Below are 16787 nucleotides of genomic sequence, written 5' to 3' on the forward strand. Positions count from 1 at the left end.
GCGTCGCGTACCTCTTCGTGGTTGACCCCCGGTCGGAGGCCGGGGCCCGCTCGGGCAGCGACCGTTTCCGGTCGCCGGCGCACGACGCCGGAGGCGGAACGGTCGGTAGCGGGGTGGGACGGGTCCACACCTCCGCCAGAACACCACGAGGAGCACGCCCGCACATGGCACGTCTAGTCGGCGTCGACCTCCCCCGCGAGAAGCGGATGGAGATCGCGCTCACCTACATCTTCGGCGTGGGTCGGACCCGCGCCCTGGAGACGCTCGCCGCCACCGGCATCTCGCCGGACAAGCGCGCCCGGGACCTCACGGACGAGGAGCTGGTCCAGCTCCGCGACCACATCGAGGGCAACTACAAGGTTGAAGGCGACCTGCGCCGCGAGGTCGCCGCTGACATCCGCCGCAAGGTCGAGATCGGCTGCTACGCCGGCATCCGGCACCGCCGGGGCCTGCCCGTGCGTGGCCAGCGGACCCGGACCAACGCGCGGACCCGCAAGGGCCCGAAGCGGACCGTGGCCGGCAAGAAGAAGCCCGGCAAGAAGTAAATAGGAGCGCACAGACTTATGCCACCGAAGGCTCGTGCCGGAGCCGCTGTCAAGAAGGTCCGGCGCAAGGAACGCAAGAACGTCGCCCACGGGCAGGCGCACATCAAGAGCACCTTCAACAACACCATCGTGTCCATCACGGACCCGACCGGTGCGGTCATCTCCTGGGCCTCCGCGGGTCAGGTGGGCTTCAAGGGCTCCCGCAAGTCGACCCCGTTCGCCGCGCAGCTCGCCGCCGAGGCCGCCGCGCGCCGGGCGATGGAGCACGGCATGCGCAAGGTCGACGTGTTCGTCAAGGGCCCCGGCTCCGGCCGGGAGACCGCCATCCGTTCGCTGCAGGCCGTGGGCCTGGAGGTCGGTCAGATCTCCGACGTGACCCCGCAGCCGCACAACGGGTGCCGTCCGCCGAAGCGTCGCCGGGTCTGAGAGGTTAGAGAGAGATGGCTCGTTACACCGGTGCTGACTGCCGCCGTTGCCGGCGGGAGAAGATGAAGCTGTTCCTCAAGGGCAGCAAGTGCGATGGCCCGAAGTGCCCGTTCGAGTCCCGGCCGTTCCCGCCCGGGCAGCACGGCCGCGGTCGCACGAAGGAGACGGAGTACCTGCTCCAGCTCCGTGAGAAGCAGAAGGCCCGCCGTGTCTACGGCGTGCTGGAGAAGCAGTTCCGCGGTTACTACGAGGAGGCCGTGGCCAAGCAGGCCAAGACCGGTGAGGTCCTCCTGCAGATCCTCGAGTCGCGGCTGGACAACGTGGTCTACCGGGCCGGCTACGCCAAGTCCCGGGACATGGCCCGTCAGCTGGTCAAGCACGGTCACTTCACGGTGAACGGCAAGAAGGTCGACATCCCGTCGTACCGCGTCAAGGAGCACGACATCATCGAGGTCCGGGGCAAGAGCAAGGAGCTCACCCCGTTCATCGTGGCGCAGGCCGAGGCCGGCTCGCGGTCGGTTCCGGCGTGGCTCGAGGCGATCCCCAGCCAGATGAAGATCCTCGTGCACTCGCTCCCGGCCCGCCAGGTCATCGACACGCAGGTCCAGGAGCAGCTGATCGTCGAGCTCTACTCCAAGTAGTCGGAGCTCGTTGCGGTGGCCCGCCCGACACGGGCGGGCCACCGGAACAGTTTGTCGTGGGCGTCATATGGCGGGCGCCCCGGAAGAGAAGAGAAGACATGCTCATCAGCCAGCGACCGACCCTCTCCGAGGAGTCGATCAACGAGACCCGGTCCCGGTTCACCATCGAGCCGCTGGAGCCGGGCTTCGGCTACACCCTGGGCAACTCGCTGCGGCGTACGCTGCTGTCGTCGATCCCGGGTGCGGCGGTCACCTCGATCAAGATCGACGGTGTGCTGCACGAGTTCACCACGATCCCCGGTGTCAAGGAGGACGTGGTCGAGCTCGTCATGAACATCAAGGAGCTCTGCGTCAGCTCCGAGCACGACGAGCCGGTCAGCATGTACCTGCGCAAGCAGGGCCCCGGCGACGTGACCGCGGGTGACATCCAGCCGCCGGCCGGCGTCTCGGTGCACAACCCCGACCTGAAGCTCGCCACCCTCAACGGCAAGGGCCGGCTCGACATGGAGCTGACCGTCGAGCGGGGTCGCGGCTACGTCACGGCGGCGCAGAACAAGCAGGCCGGCGCCGAGATCGGCCGGATCCCGGTCGACTCGATCTACTCGCCGGTGCTCAAGGTGACCTACCGCGTCGAGGCGACCCGTGTCGAGCAGCGGACGGACTTCGACCGGCTGATCATCGACGTCGAGACCAAGCCGTCGATGGGCCCGCGTACCGCGCTGGCCTCGGCCGGCTCGACGCTGGTGGAGCTGTTCGGCCTGGCCCGGGAGCTGGACGAGACCGCCGAGGGCATCGACATCGGGCCGTCCCCGCAGGACGCCCAGCTCGCGGCGGACCTGGCGCTGCCGATCGAGGAGCTGGACCTGACCGTCCGCTCCTACAACTGCCTCAAGCGCGAGGGCATCAACTCCGTTGGTGAGCTCATCGGGCGTACCGAGGCCGACCTCCTCGACATCCGCAACTTCGGTCAGAAGTCGATCGACGAGGTCAAGATGAAGCTCGCCGGGATGGGTCTGGGGCTGAAGGACTCGGCCCCGAACTTCGACCCGGCGCACGTCGTGGACACCTTCGGCGAGGCCGACTACGACACCGACGACTACCGCGAGACCGAGCAGCTCTAGTCCGCGCTGCCGCCACACCTGAGGAGCACCAAGCATGCCCACGCCCACCAAGGGCCCCCGCCTCGGCGGCAGCCCCGCGCACGAGCGGCTGATGCTGGCCAACCTGGCCACCGCGCTGTTCCAGCACGGCAAGATCCAGACCACCGAGACGAAGGCCCGGCGGCTGCGTCCGCTGGCCGAGCAGCTCATCACCAAGGCCAAGCGCGGCGACCTGGCGTCCCGCCGGCGGGTGCTGGGCGTCGTCAAGGACAAGGACGTGGTCTACGCCCTGTTCGACCAGATCGCGCCCCGGTACGCCAACCGCAACGGTGGCTACACCCGGATCGTGAAGACCGGTCCGCGCAAGGGTGACGCCGCGCCGATGGCGATCATCGAGCTGGTCGAGGAGCTTCAGGTCGCCGAGCCGAAGGCGAACAAGAAGACCGCCGCCCGCAAGGCCGCGCAGCAGGACAAGGTCGAGGCGCTCGCCCCGGCCGAGGAGGCCCCGAAGTCGAACTCGGGCGACCAGGACGCCGAGGCGCCCGTGTCGGCGTCCGGCGACACCGCCGCCGCCCGCGAGGACAGCGACGAGGCCGGCGAGAACGACAAGGCCTGATCCAGGCCACCGTCGGGCCCGGCACCCCTTGTGGGGTGCCGGGCCCGACCCCGTGAGGCGGAGGTACGAGTGGACGAGCGCACCCGACTGCGGCTGGACGTCGCGTACGACGGCACCGGCTTTTCCGGCTGGGCCGCCCAGCCGACGCGGCGTACGGTCGCCGGGGTGCTCGTGGAGACCCTCGACCTGGTGCTCGGCGCGGGGACGGCGACGGGGTTGACCGTGGCGGGCCGCACCGACGCCGGGGTGCACGCCACCGGGCAGGTCTGCCACGTGGACCTGCCCACCGCCGTGTGGCGGGAGCACGAGGGGCGGCTGCTGCGCCGGCTGGCCCGGCTGCTCCCCACCGACGTGCGGGTGCGGGCGATGACCGAGGTGCCCGCCGACTTCGACGCCCGGTTCTCGGCCACCTTCCGCCGCTACGAGTACCGGGTCACCGACGCGCCGTGGGGCGCCGAGCCGCTGCGCCGGCACGAGGTGCTGGCCTGGCCGAAGCCGCTCGACCTGGACGCGTTGAACGCCGCCGCGGCGGGGCTGGTGGGGGAGCACGACTTCGCCGCGTACTGCCGGCGCAAGGAGAACGCCACCACGCTGCGCGAGGTGACCAGGCTGGACTGGCGGCGGGATCCCGACGGGCTCCTCGTGGCCACCGTGCAGGCCGACGCGTTCTGCCAGGCGATGGTGCGCAGCCTGGTCGGCGCGATGCTGGTCGCGGGGGACGGGCGCCGTCCGGTCGGGTGGCCGGGCAGCCTGCTGACCCGCCGGGAACGCTCCAGCGAGGTGACCGTGGCCCCGGCGCACGGGCTGACCCTGGTCGCCGTGGGCTACCCCGACGACCCGGCCGAGTACGCCCGCCGCGCCGAGGCGACCCGCCGGCTGCGCGTCCCCGTGGAGGGTTGACCGCAGGGACGCGTCCGGCGTACGCCATCTCGGCGGGTCGGCGCCGATCCGGCCAGGGTGCCGGCCGTTGGCGCTGCTGCGGACGTACCGGGTCGAGCTGGGCGGGTGACCCCGTCGGGGTGCCGAAGGGAACGGGTGCGCGGCCCGGTGGCCCGCGCACCCGTCCAGACCCGGGGGCTCGTCACGCGCCCGGCAGTTCGCTCCCGTCCTGTGTGCCGGTGCGGTCCGCGCCCTCATCGGTCGGCTGGCCGGCCGTCCCACCGTTCGCCCGGCGCTCCAGCACGCCCTGGTTGAGGTGCAGCTCGATCATGTCGAAGAGGATCTCTCTGGCCTTCGTGTCGCCCGACCTGATCGTCTCGCCGTCGGCGCGGGCGACCACCGCGTACGCGAGGTAGTGGCCGCGCACCTGCCAGCCGACCCGCGCCGGCGCGGTGGCGATCGCCTCGGTGCCGTTGTCGGCCGGCATGCCCCGGAATCGGCCCTGCCGCTCGTCGAGCATCTGCCGGATCCGGTCGCGGGCGCGTTCGGCGCTGGCGCGGTCGGTCAGGTTGAACAGGCCGGCGGTCACCAGGTGGTCGCCGTCGGGCGTGCGCAGGGTGGCCCGGACCACCTGGTTGCAGCCGAGCCGGACCAGCAGGTCGGCGACCTCCCCGGTGGCCGCGACCGCGCAGCTGGCGCTGGAGTGGGTCTTCAACACCCGGTACGCGGGCTGCCCGTCGGCGACGACCAACTGCGTGCCGGGGAACAGCTCCTTGGCCGTCAGCGGCGCCTGGTCGGTGTCCCGGGAGTCGAGGTCGTGCGCCCCGGCCTCGGCCGACTCGGCCACCTGGGGCTGGCCGGTGGGCGTGGCCTGCGGCGTCCGGTCGCGCTCGACCAGCAGGGCGGCGGCGCCGAGGCCGCAGAGCGCGAGCAGCACGAGGACGGCTGCGCCGCCGACGAGCACCTGCCACAGCCGGCCGCCGCCCCGCTGCGGCACGGGGCGCTCGACCGCCACGGGTGCCTCGACCGCCACGGGTGCCTCGACCGCTACGGGTGCCTCGACCGCTACGGGTGCCTCGGTGGCCACGGGCGCCTCGGCCGCTACGGCCGGCTCGGCCGGTGCCGGCGACACCTGCACGTCCGGCCGCGCCGGCGACACCTGCACGTCCGGCGGGGCCTGCGCGTCCGGCGGGGCTTGCGCGTCCGGCGGGGCTTGCGGGGCCGGCGGAGCCTGCGGGGCCGGTGGGGCTGGCGGAGCCTGCGGGTCGGGCGGTACCTCTGCCTGTGGCAATGGCGGCGCCTGTGGTGCTGGCGTGTGCCGCGCGGGGGACACCGGGGCCGCGGCGCGGACCGGCTCCGGCTCGGCGGGGGGCGGCGCGACCCGGTTGGGCCGGGGCAGCGACGGCGTCGGGAAGCGGGACGGGGAGGGACCGGCCGGCGGACCGGCACCGAGCACCGAGCGGCCGGACCGGGGCTCCGGGTACTCCATGAATGCTTCCTCATCGGACTCGTACCGATACACCATGTCGCCCAGGGTAGGAGGCATTGTCCCTTTAGGGGGTAATAACGGGAAATTGGGTGCCTGACTGTTTCGTGTCGTGCTGGTCCGCTCCTCGGCCCCGGACCGGCCGGTGGCGAGGGCGGTGCGAGAATTGCCGGCGTGACCGGCGACCACTACTTCACCGCTGAACCCGCGACTGCCGCCCACCCGCGTGAGGTCGAGTTCGCCGTCGCCGGCCGCGACTACACCCTGACCTCCTCCGGCGGGGTCTTCTCCGCCACCCGCCTCGACCCCGGCACGGCGGTGCTGCTGCGCAAGGCCGAGCTGCCGCCCGCCGACACGGCCGGTGCCCTGCTCGACCTCGGCTGTGGCTTCGGGCCGATCACCTGCGTGCTGGCCACCTCGGCGCCGTCGGCGACCGTCTGGGCCGTCGACGTCAACGAGCGGGCCCGGGAGCTGACCGCGGCCAACGCGGCGCGGGTCGGCGCGGCCGACCGGGTACGCGTCGCCGAGCCGGACGACGTGCCCGCCGACGTGACGTTCGCCCAGCTCTGGTCCAACCCGCCGATCCGGGTCGGCAAGGACGACCTGCACCGGATGCTGCTGCGCTGGCTGCCCCGGCTCGCCCCGGACGGCGTCGCCTGGCTGGTGGTCGCCCGCCACCTCGGCGGCGACTCGCTGCACCGCTGGCTGGCCGACCAGGGCTGGCAGGTCGAGCGGCACGCCAGCCAGAAGGGCTACCGGGTGCTGCGCGTCACCCGGTAATTGGTTGGGCCGCCCGGCGGGTGCTCGGGCAGGATGCCGACGTGGGATACGTGGACGTGGCAGCCGTCGGGCACCTCCTCCCCGACGGGCGGGAACTCTTCACCGACGTCTCGTTCCGGGTCGGGGAGGGCGCCAAGGTGGCCCTGGTCGGGCCGAACGGCGCCGGCAAGACGACGCTGCTGCGGATGGTCGCCGGCGACCTGCCGGTGAAGACCGGCGCGATCGCGCGGGCCGGCGGGCTGGGCGTGATGCGCCAGTTCATCGGCATGATCGGCGACGAGTCCACACTGGCCGACCTGGCGCTGTCGCTCGCCCCGCCGGCGCTGCGCGACGCCGGCCGCCGGCTCGCCGAGACCGAGGCGGCCATGCGGGCGGCCGAGGTCCGCGGCAAGTACAGCACCGCCGCCGGCAAGGCCCAGCTGGCGTACGCGGACGCGCTCGCGGCCTGGGGCGAGGCCGGCGGGTACGACGCCGAGGTGCTCTTCGACACCGTCGCCACCATCGTGCTCGGCCTGCCGTGGGACGGCGCCCGGGAGCGGCCCGTCCGGACCCTCTCCGGCGGCCAGCAGAAGCGCTTCGCCCTCGAACTGCTGCTGCGCGGCCCCGACGAGGTGCTGCTCCTCGACGAGCCGGACAACTTCCTCGACGTGCCGGGCAAGCGCTGGCTGGAGGGGCGGCTGCGCGAGTCGGCCAAGTCGGTGCTCTACGTCTCGCACGACCGGGAGCTGCTGGCACACACCGCCGACCGGGTCGTCGCCGTGGAGGGCGGCAGCGCCTGGGTGCACCCCGGTGGCTTCGCGAGCTGGCACTCCGCGCGCGTGGCCCGGCACGCCCGCCTCGACGAGCTGCGCAAACGCTGGGACGAGGAACACCAGAAGCTGCGCGAGCTGATGCTGATGTACAAGCAGAAGGCCGCGTACAACGACGGGATGGCCTCGCGCTACCAGGCCGCACAGACCCGGTTGCGCAAGTTCGAGGAGGCCGGGCCGCCGCCCGTACCGCCGAAGGACCAGGACATCCGGATGCGCCTGACCGGCGGGCGGACCGGCAAGCGCGCGGTGGTCTGCGAGCAGCTGGAGCTCGACGGCCTGACCTACCCGTTCGACCTGGAGATCTGGTACGGCGACCGGGTGGCGGTGCTCGGCGCCAACGGCACGGGGAAGTCGCACTTCCTCCGGCTGCTCGCCCGCGGCGGCAGTGACCCCGACCCGGCCAACGGCCCGGTCGACGGCGCGGCGGCGCTCGCGCCGGTCGCGCACGACGGGGTGGCCCGGCTCGGCGCGCGGGTGCGCCCCGGGCACTTCTCGCAGACCCACGACCGGCCGGAGCTGATGGCGAAGACCCTCGTGGAGATCCTCTGGCGGGGGGACGACCACCGGGCCGGCATGGACCGGCACGCGGCGATGGCGGCGTTGTCCCGGTACGAGTTGGCGGGGCAGGGCGACCAGCGCTTCGGCACCCTCTCCGGCGGGCAGCAGGCGCGGTTCCTGGTGCTGCTGCTGGAGTTGTCCGGCGCGACGCTGCTGCTGCTCGACGAGCCCACCGACAACCTCGACCTGGCGTCGGCGGAGGCGCTGGAGGCAGGGCTGACGGCGTTCGAGGGAACCGTGGTCGCGGTGACCCACGACCGCTGGTTCACCCGCTCGTTCGACCGGTTCGTCCTCTTCCGCGGTGACAACGAGGTGGTGGAGACCCCCGAGCCGGTCTGGGACGTGGGCTGAGGCGAACCCGGGCGGCGGGCCGGCCGGCATAGGGTGGATCTCGTGACTGAGATGACCTACCGCCGGTTGGGCGACTCCGGGCTCGTGGTGTCCGTCGTCGGCATCGGCTGCAACAACTTCGGCCGCAAGCTCGACCTCGACGGGACCCGGGCGGTGGTCGACGCCGCGCTGGACGCCGGGATCAACTTCTTCGACACCGCCGACATCTACGGCGAGCCGCAGGGCGGCTCCGAGGAACTGCTGGGCCAGGCGCTCAAGGGCCGCCGCGACGACGTGGTGGTGGCCACCAAGTTCGGCATGGACATGCACGGCCTCAACGGCCCCGACTTCGGCGCCCGGGGCGCGCGGCGCTACATCGCCCGCGCCGTGGAGGCGTCGCTGCGCCGGCTCGGCACCGACCACATCGACCTGTACCAGATGCACGAGCCCGACCCGGGCACCCCGATCGACGAGACCCTCGCCGCGCTGGACGACCTGGTCCGCGCCGGCAAGGTGCGCTACCTGGGCAACTCCAACTTCGCCGGGTGGCAGATCGCCGACGCGGACTGGGTGGCGTCGTCCACCGGCCGGTCCCGGTTCATCAGCGCGCAGAACCACTACAGCCTGCTGGAACGCTCCGCCGAGGCCGAGGTGGTGCCGGCCTGCGAGCGGTTCGGCCTCGGGCTGCTGCCGTTCTTCCCGCTGGCCAACGGCCTGCTGACCGGCAAGTACAAGCGCGACCAGGCCCCGCCCGCCGGCAGCCGCCTCGCCGGAGGCGGCCGGTACGCCCAGCGCTTTGCCGCCGCCGACTGGGACACCATCGAGGCGATCGAGGCGTACGCGAACGAGCGGGGGCTGTCGATGCTCCAGGTGGCCATCGGCGGGCTGGCCGCCCTGCCGGCGGTGACCTCGGTGATTGCCGGCGCCACCACGCCCGAGCAGGTGCGCTCCAACGCGGAGGCGGGCTCCTGGCAGCCCACCGACGAGGACGTCGACGCCCTCCGCGCCATCCTCTGACCCACGTCGACACCGCCCCGGCACCGCATCGCGGTGCCGGGGCGGTCCGCCGTCGCGCCCGCCCAGGCCCGGGCTGCCACGGGTGGAACACCACGCACGTCTCCGACACTGGGAGGCAGCCCTGGTGTTCCACCCGTCCCCGTCACCCTTCCCCGCGCGCCTGTCTCGGCCGGCTGCGGGGCGGTTGTCCCGTGGGCCTGCCGGGCGGGCGCTGGTTACCTGGCCGGGGGAACGTGCGCCCGCGCGGGTGGAACGGGACGGCTGTCACCGTGGGTGGGTGACAGCCGTGCTGTTCCGCTCGTCGGAGCGTTCGCGCAGGGCGGCGGTGACGAGGCGTACCGTCCGGGTCCGGTGCCGGAGCACATCGTCGGCGGTGAAGCGGAGGACGATCCAGCCGGCCGCGCGCAGCGCGTTCAGCCGGGCGACATCCTGGCGGAAGGGGGCGCGCTCGCGGTGGTGGTCGCCGTCGTACTCGACCGCGACGCGCAGGGCGGGCCAGGCCAGGTCGACCCGACCGACGAACCGCCCCCGGGCGTCGCGCACGTCGTGCTGCGCCGTGGGTGGGGGCAGCCCGGCGTCGAGCAGGAGGAGCCGCAACCGGGTCTCCATCGGGGACTCGCTCAGCGGCTCGGCCAGCGCCAGCACCTCGCGCAGCAGCGGCAGCCCGGGCCAGCGGGGACGCGTCTCGGCGTACGCCCGCAGGGCCGGCAGCCCTACCACCCGGCGGTGCAGCAGGGCGTCGAGGGCGACGAGGGCCTCGTCGCGTGGCCCTCGTCGCGCGAGGTCGAACACCGTTCGCAGCGGCGTGGTGACCGGTAGGCCACCGAAGCGGGTCAGGTCGCTGGCCGGCAGCGCCGAGCGGGTGACGGCCAGTTGTGGGTGCGGGCGCAGCCGTGCCGGCCGAGAAAGGAGCACGCTGACCGGCGCGTCCCGGGGCAGCAGGTCGACGCCCCACAGGTACGCGGCGCTCGGCCCGGCGATCGCGGCACCGGCGGGCAGGAGCAGGGCGACCGCGTCGCACCAGAGCCGATGGTCGGCTGCGCGCAGGGCGTCCCGGTGCACGTACACGTCGGGGAGCAGGCGTTGCCAGGTCGGACCGCGCAGCATGGCGCGGGTCAGCAGCCCCTGCGTGATCGCGGTGCTGCCGCGGAACGGCAGGAAGGCGAGCCGGGGCGGGACCCGGGCGGGGGAGGGCATCCGGACAGCATCGCGTGACGGGCCGGTCACGTGCCGCCCCGATCGTCGGCTTCGGACGGTCGGTGTGAAATCCGCGTCCCGCCCTTGGCGGATCCGGCGATCCGTCGTACGGTGACACGCGCAAGTGACCCACGGGAGCCCGGTGCACCGGGCTGAGAGGGGGGCTGAGAGCCCCCGACCGTCGAACCTGATCCGGGTAATGCCGGCGCAGGGAGGAGTGTTGCCGTGCCGTCCCTTGGGCGACTGCATCTGATCACCGACACCCGACCCGGGCGGGATCCGCTGGCCGTGCTGCGGGCCGCCCTCCCGGTGGCCCGCGCCGAGCTGGTCGTGCAGGTCCGCGTCACCGACGACGCCACCGACCGGGAGGCGTACGACCTGGCCCGCCGGGTGGTCGCGCTCTGCGCGCCGTACGACGTCCCCTGCCTCGTCAACGACCGGCTGCACGTGGCGCTGGCGGTGGGCGCCGCCGGCGGGCACGTCGGCGCGGACGACCTGCCGGTCGGGGCGGCCCGCCGGGTGCTCGGCGCGACCGCCGTGCTCGGGGCCACCGCCCGCGAGCCGGGGACGGCCGCCGAGGCGGTCGCCGCCGGGGCCAGCTACCTGGGCGTGGGCCCCTGCCACGCCACGAGCACCAAGACCGGCCTGCCGGCGCCGATCGGCCCGGCCGGGGTGCGCGCCGTCACCGCCGCCGTGGACGTACCGGTGGTCGCGATCGGCGGGGTGACCGCCGCGAACACGCCCGCGCTGCTGGCCGCCGGGGCGTACGGGGTAGCGGTGGTGGGGGCGCTGTCCGGGGCGGCCGATCCGGCCCGGGCGACGGCGGAGCTGCTGGGAGCGCTGGGGTGCTGAGCCGGCCGGACGTCGCCGTGGTGGGGGCGGGACCGGTCGGGCTGGCGATCGCCTGGCGCTGCGCTGCGCGCGGCCTCCGGGTCGCCGTGCACGACCCCGCCCCGGGCTCCGGCGCGTCGCACGTCGCCGCCGGGATGCTCGCCCCGGTCGCCGAGGCGTACTTCGGCGAGCACGAGCTGACCGGGCTGCTGACCGCCTCCGCCGCCCGCTGGCCGGCCTTCGCCGCCGAGCTGACCGCCGCCACCGGCGCGGACGTCGGCTACCGCACCGAGGGCACGCTGATGGTCGGGCTCACCGCCGACGACCTGGCCGAGGCACGCCGGCTGTGGGCGTACCAGCAGGGTCTCGGGCTGCCGGTGACGCCGCTGCGCCCCTCGGCGCTGCGGGACCGCGAGCCGGCGTTGGCGCCCCGGGTGCGTGGCGGCGCGCTCGCCGCCACCGACCACCAAGTCGACCCGCGCCGGCTGGTGCCGGCGCTGCGCACGGCCGCCGAACGGGCCGGCGTCACGCTGGTGCCCGCCGCCGTGCGCCGGCTGTCCGACGTGGACGCGCGCGTCACGGTGGTGGCGGCCGGCTGCGGGGCGGCGGCCCTGACCGGGCTGCCGGTGCGGCCGGTGAAGGGCCAGGTGCTGCGGCTCCGCGCGCCCGGCGGCGGCGCGCCGGGCTTCCGGCACGTCATCCGGGGGTACGCCGACGGCGAGCACGTCTATCTCGTGCCCCGCGACAGCGGGGAGGTGGTGGTGGGCGCGACCGTCGAGGAGCGCGCCGACACCGACGTCTCCGCCGGGGCGGTGCTACGCCTGCTCCGCGCCGCCGTCGACCTGCTGCCGGAGCTGGCCGAGTACGACCTCGTCGAGACCCTCGCCGGCCTGCGCCCCGGCACCCCCGACAACGCCCCGATCCTCGGCCCGCTGCCCGGCCGGCCGGGCGTGCTCGCCGCGACCGGGCACCACCGGCACGGCATCGTGCTCACCCCCATCACCGCCGACCTGGTCGCCGACCTGGTGGTCACCGGTACGGCGGACCCGCTGCTCGCCCCCTTCACCCCGGACCGGTTCGCGCCGGCCGCCACCGCCGATCCGGCTGTCACCGCTGGGCAGGCCGGCGGCGCTGGGCAGGCCGGCGGCGCTGGGCAGGCCGGCAGTGCCGGGCCGGTGGTCCGGGCCGCCGCCGACGATCGGTCCGGCGCCTACGCACCCGAGGAGGAGCACACGTGGAACTGACGGTGAACGGCGCCGGGCGCAGCCTGCCCGGCGGCTCGACCGTGGCGGACCTGGTCCGCGCGGTCACCGACCAGCGGCGCGGCCTCGCCGTCGCGGTCAACGGGGAGGTCGTGCCGCGTACCGGCTGGCCGGCGACCGTGCTGCGCGACGGCGACCGGGTCGAGGTGCTCAGCGCCGCCCAGGGCGGGTGACGCGGTGAGCCTCGACCTGGGCGGCGTGCGCCTCACGTCCCGGCTGATCCTCGGCACCGGTGGCGCGGCCAACCTGCGCGTGCTGGAGGACGCGATCCGCGCTTCCGGCACCGAACTGGTCACCCTGGCCCTGCGCCGCGTCGACACCGCCCCCGGCACCGCCGGCGGGCTGCTGGACCTGCTCGACCGGTGCGGGGTGCGGCTGCTGCCGAACACCGCCGGCTGCTACACGGCGGGCGAGGCGGTCAAGGTGGCCCACCTGGCGCGGGAGGCGTTCGGCACCGACTGGGTGAAGCTGGAGGTGATCGGCGACGAGCGCACGCTGCTGCCCGACGGGGTGGAGCTGCTGCGCGCCGCCGAGGAACTCGTCGCGGACGGGTTCGTGGTGCTGCCGTACACGTCGGACGACCCGATTCTGGCGCGGCGGCTGGCCGACGTCGGTTGCGCCGCGGTGATGCCGGCGGGCGCGCCGATCGGCTCCGGGCTGGGCGTGTCGAACCCGCACCACATCCGGCTGATCCGGCAGAGCGTCGACGTGCCGGTGATTCTGGACGCCGGCATCGGCACCGCCTCCGACGCGGCGCTGGCGATGGAGCTGGGCTGCGACGCGGTGCTGCTGGCCAGCGCGGTCACCCGGGCCGCCGACCCGGTGGCGATGGCCACCGCGATGCGGTACGCGGTCGAGGCGGGGCGGCTCGCGTACGGGGCGGGCCGGATCGCCCGTCGCTTCCACGCCCTGGCATCCACCCCCGACGACGGACGGCCGGACCTGTGACCCGCCCCGGTCCCGTTCCGGCGGATCCTGGTGCGGAAGCGCCCCTGGCGGGGCCGTTTCCTACCAGGATTCCGCGTGGGCCGTCCGGCGTCGTTCTGCTGACCGACCGGTGGCAGGCGGGGCGGCCGTTGACCGAGGTGGTCGCCGGGGCGGTGGCCGGGGGAGTGCGGTGGGTGGTGCTGCGGGAGAAGGACCTGCCCCGCGCCGACCGCGTCGCCATCGCCGCCGACCTGCGTTCGATCCTCGCCGAGGCGGGCGGCACCCTGGTCGTCGCCGGGCTCGACCCGCTCGACGGGGACGCGGTGCACCTGCCGTCGGCCGGCCCGTACCCGCCGCCGCGTCTCGGCCTGGTCGGCCGCTCCTGCCACAGCCGCCCCGAGCTGGCCCGATTGACCACCGAGGACTACGCGACCCTGTCGCCGGTCTTCTCCAGCCGCACCAAACCCGGCTACGGTCCACCGCTACGTCCGGACGGGCTGCGGGAACTGATCGAGGCCAGCCCCGTGCCGGTCCTCGCGCTGGGCGGGGTGGAGACCCCGGAGCACCTGCACGCCTGCATCGCGGCCGGAGCGGCGGGAGTGGCGGTGGTCGGCGCGATCATGCGCGCCGACGACCCGACCGAGGTCGCCGCCACGCTCACCGCCGCCTTCCGGTCGGCGGTCTCCCCGCCGCCGCGTACCGCGCAGGACCGCGCGGAGGTCTCCGGTACGGGGCTGCGGCCGACCGTGCCCACGGAGGGATCAAGCCTGACCGCCCGGAGTGGGCACGGTCGGCCGCAGCCCCCCAGCGCCACCATGCCGCGGCCCCCGACCTCAACCATCCTGGGGGGCCGATGACACCCACCACCGTGCTCACCATCGCCGGCTCGGACTCCGGCGGCGGAGCGGGCATCCAGGCCGACCTCAAGGTCTTCGCCGCCCTCGGCGCGTACGGCACCAGCGTGATCACCGCGGTCACCGCGCAGAACACGAGGGGCGTCGACGCCGTCCTGCCGCTGCCGCCGCGCACGGTCACCGAGCAGCTCGACAGCGTGCTCGCCGACTTCGCCGTGCGGGCCGTCAAGACGGGCATGCTGGGCACCCCGGCCATCGCCGACGCGGTCGCCGACGCCGCCCGGGACGGTCGGCTGCCGCACCTCGTCGTCGACCCGGTGCTCGTCGCCACCAGCGGGCACCGGCTGGGCACGGTCGCCGCAGCCGAGCGGTTGCTGCCGTACGCCCGGGTGGCGACGCCGAACTGCGCGGAGGCGGCGGTCCTCCTCGGACGCCCGGTGACCACGGTCGAGGAGATGGTGGCCGCCGCCGAGGCGCTGGCCGCCGGCGGGCCGGAGCACGTGGTGGTGACCGGCGGCGACGTGGACTCCGACGGCGAGGCGGTCGACGTGCTGCACGGCGACGGGGTCACCACGCTGCTCCGCGCGCCCCGGGTCGCCACCCGGCACAACCACGGCACGGGGTGCTCGTTCTCGGCGGCCGTCGCCGTCCGGCTGGCGCTGGGCGACCCGGTGCCGACGGCGGTCGCCGCCGCCAAGGAGTACGTCTTCCGCGCGCTGACCGGCGGGCGGGACTGGGAGTTGGGCGCGGGACGCGGCCCGCTGGACCACTTCGGGTGGTCCGCATGAGCACAGGGGAGGCTGTCGTGCAGGCACGTCGCAAGGTCCATGTGGAGGGGTCCCGGCCGGATGTCCGGGTGCCCTTCGCCGAGGTGGAGTTGACCGGCGACAACGCGCCGGTCCGGCTCTACGACACCTCCGGGCCCGGGTCCGACCCGGAGGTCGGGCTGCCGCCGTTGCGCGGGCCGTGGATCGCCGAGCGCGGGGACGTGGCCCCGGTGCGCGGCGCGGGCACGCCGCTGGCCGGGGCGTACGGGAAGCGCCCGACGCAGCTCGCGTACGCCCGGGCGGGAGTCGTCACGCCGGAGATGGAGTTCGTGGCGATCCGGGAGGGCATGGCGCCGGAGTTCGTCCGGGACGAGATCGCCGCCGGGCGGGCGGTGCTGCCGCTCAACGTCAACCACCCCGAGTGCGAGCCGGCGATCATCGGCAAGGCGTTCCTGGTCAAGGTGAACGCCAACATCGGCACGTCGGCGGTCACCTCCTCGGTCGCTGAGGAGGTGGAGAAGCTGACCTGGGCGACCCGGTGGGGCGCGGACACGGTGATGGACCTGTCGACGGGCAGGCGGATCCACGAGACCCGTGAGGCGATCGTGCGGAACTCGCCGGTGCCGATCGGCACCGTGCCGATCTACCAGGCGCTGGAGAAGGTCGGTGGCGACCCGGTGAAGCTGAGCTGGGAGGTGTTCCGGGAGACCGTCGTCGAGCAGGCCGAGCAGGGCGTCGACTACATGACGGTGCACGCGGGGGTGCTGCTGCCGTACGTGCCGCTGGCGGTGGACCGGGTCACCGGGATCGTGTCGCGGGGCGGTTCGATCATGGCCGCCTGGTGCCTGGCCCACCACGAGGAGAACTTCCTCTACACGAACTTCGCCGAGCTGTGCGAGATCCTGGCCCGCTACGACGTGACGTTCTCGCTCGGCGACGGGCTGCGCCCCGGCTCGATCGCGGACGCCAACGACGAGGCGCAGTTCGCCGAGCTGCGCACCCTGGGCGAGTTGACGAAGGTCGCCTGGGAGCACGACGTCCAGGTGATGATCGAGGGCCCGGGACACGTGCCCATGCACAAGATCAAGGAGAACGTGGACCTCCAGCAGGAGTGGTGCCACGAGGCGCCGTTCTACACGCTCGGCCCGCTGACCACGGACATCGCCCCGGCGTACGACCACATCACCTCGGCGATCGGCGCCGCCATGATCGGCATGTTCGGAACCGCGATGCTCTGCTACGTGACCCCGAAGGAGCACCTCGGGCTGCCGGACCGGGACGACGTGAAGGCCGGCGTGATCGCGTACAAGATCGCGGCGCACGCGGCCGACCTGGCCAAGGGGCACCCCGGCGCGCAGGCGTGGGACGACGCGCTCTCCAAGGCGCGGTTCGAGTTCCGGTGGGAGGACCAGTTCAACCTTTCGCTGGACCCGGAGACCGCGCGGTCGTACCACGACGCGACCCTGCCCGCCGAGCCGGCGAAGACGGCCCACTTCTGCTCGATGTGCGGGCCGAAGTTCTGCTCCATGAAGATCACCCAGGAGCTCAAGGAGTACGCGGCGCGCGGCATGAAGGACAAGTCGGAGGAGTTCGTCTCCTCGGGCGGCCGGGTCTACCTGCCGCTGGCCTGACCCGAAGCGGGGGGGCCCCCCCCGGGGGGGGGGGGGGGCGGCCCCCCGGGGGGGGGGGGGGGCGGGGCGGGGGGGGGGGGGGGGGGGGCCCCACCACCCCCCCCCCCCCACCCGGCGGGGGGGGGTTT

The 16787-nt window shown here is 74.2% G+C and carries 18 protein-coding genes and 1 riboswitch; of the genes, 16 read left to right on the top strand and 2 right to left on the bottom strand.

The genetic code is table 11. The features are described 5' to 3' along the window. Positions 1-164: 164 nt before the first annotated feature. The 6 genes from rpsM (at position 165) to truA (ending at position 4228) form a co-directional block, all read left to right on the top strand. Positions 165-545: a 30S ribosomal protein S13 gene (gene rpsM / locus ACGF5G_RS20880; protein ID WP_043965541.1), complete on the top strand. Its 381-nt coding sequence runs from the start codon at positions 165-167 to the stop codon at positions 543-545. Positions 546-563: 18 nt separating this feature from the next. After that, positions 564-971, top strand: coding sequence for a 30S ribosomal protein S11 (gene rpsK / locus ACGF5G_RS20885; RefSeq protein WP_007073011.1), 408 nt, complete (start codon positions 564-566; stop codon positions 969-971). Positions 972-985: 14 nt separating this feature from the next. Then, complete coding sequence (gene rpsD, locus ACGF5G_RS20890; RefSeq protein ID WP_350711525.1) at positions 986-1612, top strand: 30S ribosomal protein S4; 627 nt, start codon at positions 986-988, stop codon at positions 1610-1612. 98 nt (positions 1613-1710) lie between these two features. Next, entirely contained in the window at positions 1711-2733 is a 1023-nt protein-coding gene (locus ACGF5G_RS20895) for a DNA-directed RNA polymerase subunit alpha (RefSeq protein ID WP_091079335.1), read from the top strand. A gap of 34 nt (positions 2734-2767) precedes the next feature. Beyond that, positions 2768-3328, top strand: coding sequence for a 50S ribosomal protein L17 (gene rplQ / locus ACGF5G_RS20900; protein WP_350711523.1), 561 nt, complete (start codon positions 2768-2770; stop codon positions 3326-3328). Positions 3329-3397: 69 nt separating this feature from the next. Continuing rightward, the gene (truA, locus tag ACGF5G_RS20905; RefSeq protein ID WP_350712718.1) at positions 3398-4228 is read left to right on the top strand and encodes a tRNA pseudouridine(38-40) synthase TruA; all 831 of its coding nucleotides are present in this window, start codon (positions 3398-3400) and stop codon (positions 4226-4228) included. A 181-nt stretch (positions 4229-4409) separates the two neighbouring features. On the opposite strand, the gene ACGF5G_RS20910 is transcribed toward truA, so the two are convergent. Continuing rightward, on the bottom strand, positions 4410-5732 hold the full coding sequence (locus tag ACGF5G_RS20910; RefSeq protein WP_393265000.1) for a hypothetical protein: 1323 nt from the start codon (positions 5730-5732) through the stop codon (positions 4410-4412). A gap of 135 nt (positions 5733-5867) precedes the next feature. Here ACGF5G_RS20910 and ACGF5G_RS20915 point away from each other — a divergent pair, with 135 nt between their 5' ends. The 3 genes from ACGF5G_RS20915 to ACGF5G_RS20925 are packed head-to-tail and all read left to right on the top strand — an operon-like array spanning position 5868 to position 9190. Continuing rightward, positions 5868-6473, top strand: coding sequence for a class I SAM-dependent methyltransferase (locus tag ACGF5G_RS20915; RefSeq protein ID WP_393265002.1), 606 nt, complete (start codon positions 5868-5870; stop codon positions 6471-6473). 41 nt (positions 6474-6514) lie between these two features. Continuing rightward, complete coding sequence (locus ACGF5G_RS20920) at positions 6515-8194, top strand: ATP-binding cassette domain-containing protein (RefSeq protein ID WP_357460265.1); 1680 nt, start codon at positions 6515-6517, stop codon at positions 8192-8194. Between the two features lie 33 nt (positions 8195-8227). Further along, on the top strand, positions 8228-9190 hold the full coding sequence (locus ACGF5G_RS20925) for an aldo/keto reductase (protein WP_393265004.1): 963 nt from the start codon (positions 8228-8230) through the stop codon (positions 9188-9190). 264 nt (positions 9191-9454) lie between these two features. Here ACGF5G_RS20925 and ACGF5G_RS20930 read toward each other — a convergent pair whose 3' ends face one another. Continuing rightward, positions 9455-10387, bottom strand: coding sequence for a DUF559 domain-containing protein (locus tag ACGF5G_RS20930; RefSeq protein WP_393265007.1), 933 nt, complete (start codon positions 10385-10387; stop codon positions 9455-9457). A gap of 122 nt (positions 10388-10509) precedes the next feature. Continuing rightward, a riboswitch (TPP riboswitch) is annotated at positions 10510-10618 on the top strand. Between ACGF5G_RS20930 and thiE the strand changes: the two genes are divergently transcribed. The 7 genes from thiE (at position 10613) to thiC (ending at position 16659) form a co-directional block, all read left to right on the top strand. Beyond that, positions 10613-11239, top strand: a complete 627-nt coding sequence (gene thiE / locus ACGF5G_RS20935; protein WP_393265010.1) for a thiamine phosphate synthase — start codon at positions 10613-10615, stop codon at positions 11237-11239. (Overlaps the previous riboswitch by 6 nt.) Beyond that, a complete protein-coding gene (gene thiO / locus ACGF5G_RS20940; RefSeq protein ID WP_393265012.1) occupies positions 11233-12462 on the top strand; it encodes a glycine oxidase ThiO in 1230 nt (409 codons plus the stop codon). The genes thiE and thiO overlap by 7 nt, the downstream gene beginning before the upstream one ends. Next, positions 12453-12653: a sulfur carrier protein ThiS gene (thiS, locus tag ACGF5G_RS20945; RefSeq protein ID WP_393265015.1), complete on the top strand. Its 201-nt coding sequence runs from the start codon at positions 12453-12455 to the stop codon at positions 12651-12653. The genes thiO and thiS overlap by 10 nt, the downstream gene beginning before the upstream one ends. Before the next feature lie 4 nt (positions 12654-12657). Continuing rightward, positions 12658-13428: a thiazole synthase gene (locus ACGF5G_RS20950; RefSeq protein ID WP_357692509.1), complete on the top strand. Its 771-nt coding sequence runs from the start codon at positions 12658-12660 to the stop codon at positions 13426-13428. Between the two features lie 68 nt (positions 13429-13496). Further along, a complete protein-coding gene (locus ACGF5G_RS20955; RefSeq protein WP_393265057.1) occupies positions 13497-14264 on the top strand; it encodes a thiamine phosphate synthase in 768 nt (255 codons plus the stop codon). Continuing rightward, positions 14261-15049, top strand: coding sequence for a bifunctional hydroxymethylpyrimidine kinase/phosphomethylpyrimidine kinase (thiD, locus tag ACGF5G_RS20960; protein WP_393265018.1), 789 nt, complete (start codon positions 14261-14263; stop codon positions 15047-15049). The genes ACGF5G_RS20955 and thiD overlap by 4 nt, the downstream gene beginning before the upstream one ends. 17 nt (positions 15050-15066) lie before the next feature. Continuing rightward, positions 15067-16659 (top strand): phosphomethylpyrimidine synthase ThiC, encoded by a 1593-nt coding sequence (gene thiC, locus ACGF5G_RS20965; RefSeq protein ID WP_393265060.1) that lies wholly within the window; start codon positions 15067-15069, stop codon positions 16657-16659. The last annotated feature ends 128 nt before the right edge of the window (positions 16660-16787 follow it).

Source organism: Micromonospora sp. NPDC047730 (assembly GCF_043204765.1).
In the GTDB taxonomy this organism is placed as follows: domain Bacteria; phylum Actinomycetota; class Actinomycetes; order Mycobacteriales; family Micromonosporaceae; genus Micromonospora.

Excerpts from the sequence above, each read along its gene's own strand:
- ACGF5G_RS20930 (WP_393265007.1), bottom strand. The coding sequence starts at position 10,387 with ATGCCCTCCCCCGCCCGGGTCCCGCCCCGGCTCGCCTTCCTGCCGTTC.
- rpsK (WP_007073011.1), top strand. The coding sequence starts at position 564 with ATGCCACCGAAGGCTCGTGCCGGAGCCGCTGTCAAGAAGGTCCGGCGC.
- rpsM (WP_043965541.1), top strand. The coding sequence starts at position 165 with ATGGCACGTCTAGTCGGCGTCGACCTCCCCCGCGAGAAGCGGATGGAG.
- ACGF5G_RS20895 (WP_091079335.1), top strand. The coding sequence starts at position 1,711 with ATGCTCATCAGCCAGCGACCGACCCTCTCCGAGGAGTCGATCAACGAG.
- thiD (WP_393265018.1), top strand. The coding sequence starts at position 14,261 with ATGACACCCACCACCGTGCTCACCATCGCCGGCTCGGACTCCGGCGGC.
- rplQ (WP_350711523.1), top strand. The coding sequence starts at position 2,768 with ATGCCCACGCCCACCAAGGGCCCCCGCCTCGGCGGCAGCCCCGCGCAC.
- rpsD (WP_350711525.1), top strand. The coding sequence starts at position 986 with ATGGCTCGTTACACCGGTGCTGACTGCCGCCGTTGCCGGCGGGAGAAG.
- ACGF5G_RS20910 (WP_393265000.1), bottom strand. The coding sequence starts at position 5,732 with ATGGTGTATCGGTACGAGTCCGATGAGGAAGCATTCATGGAGTACCCG.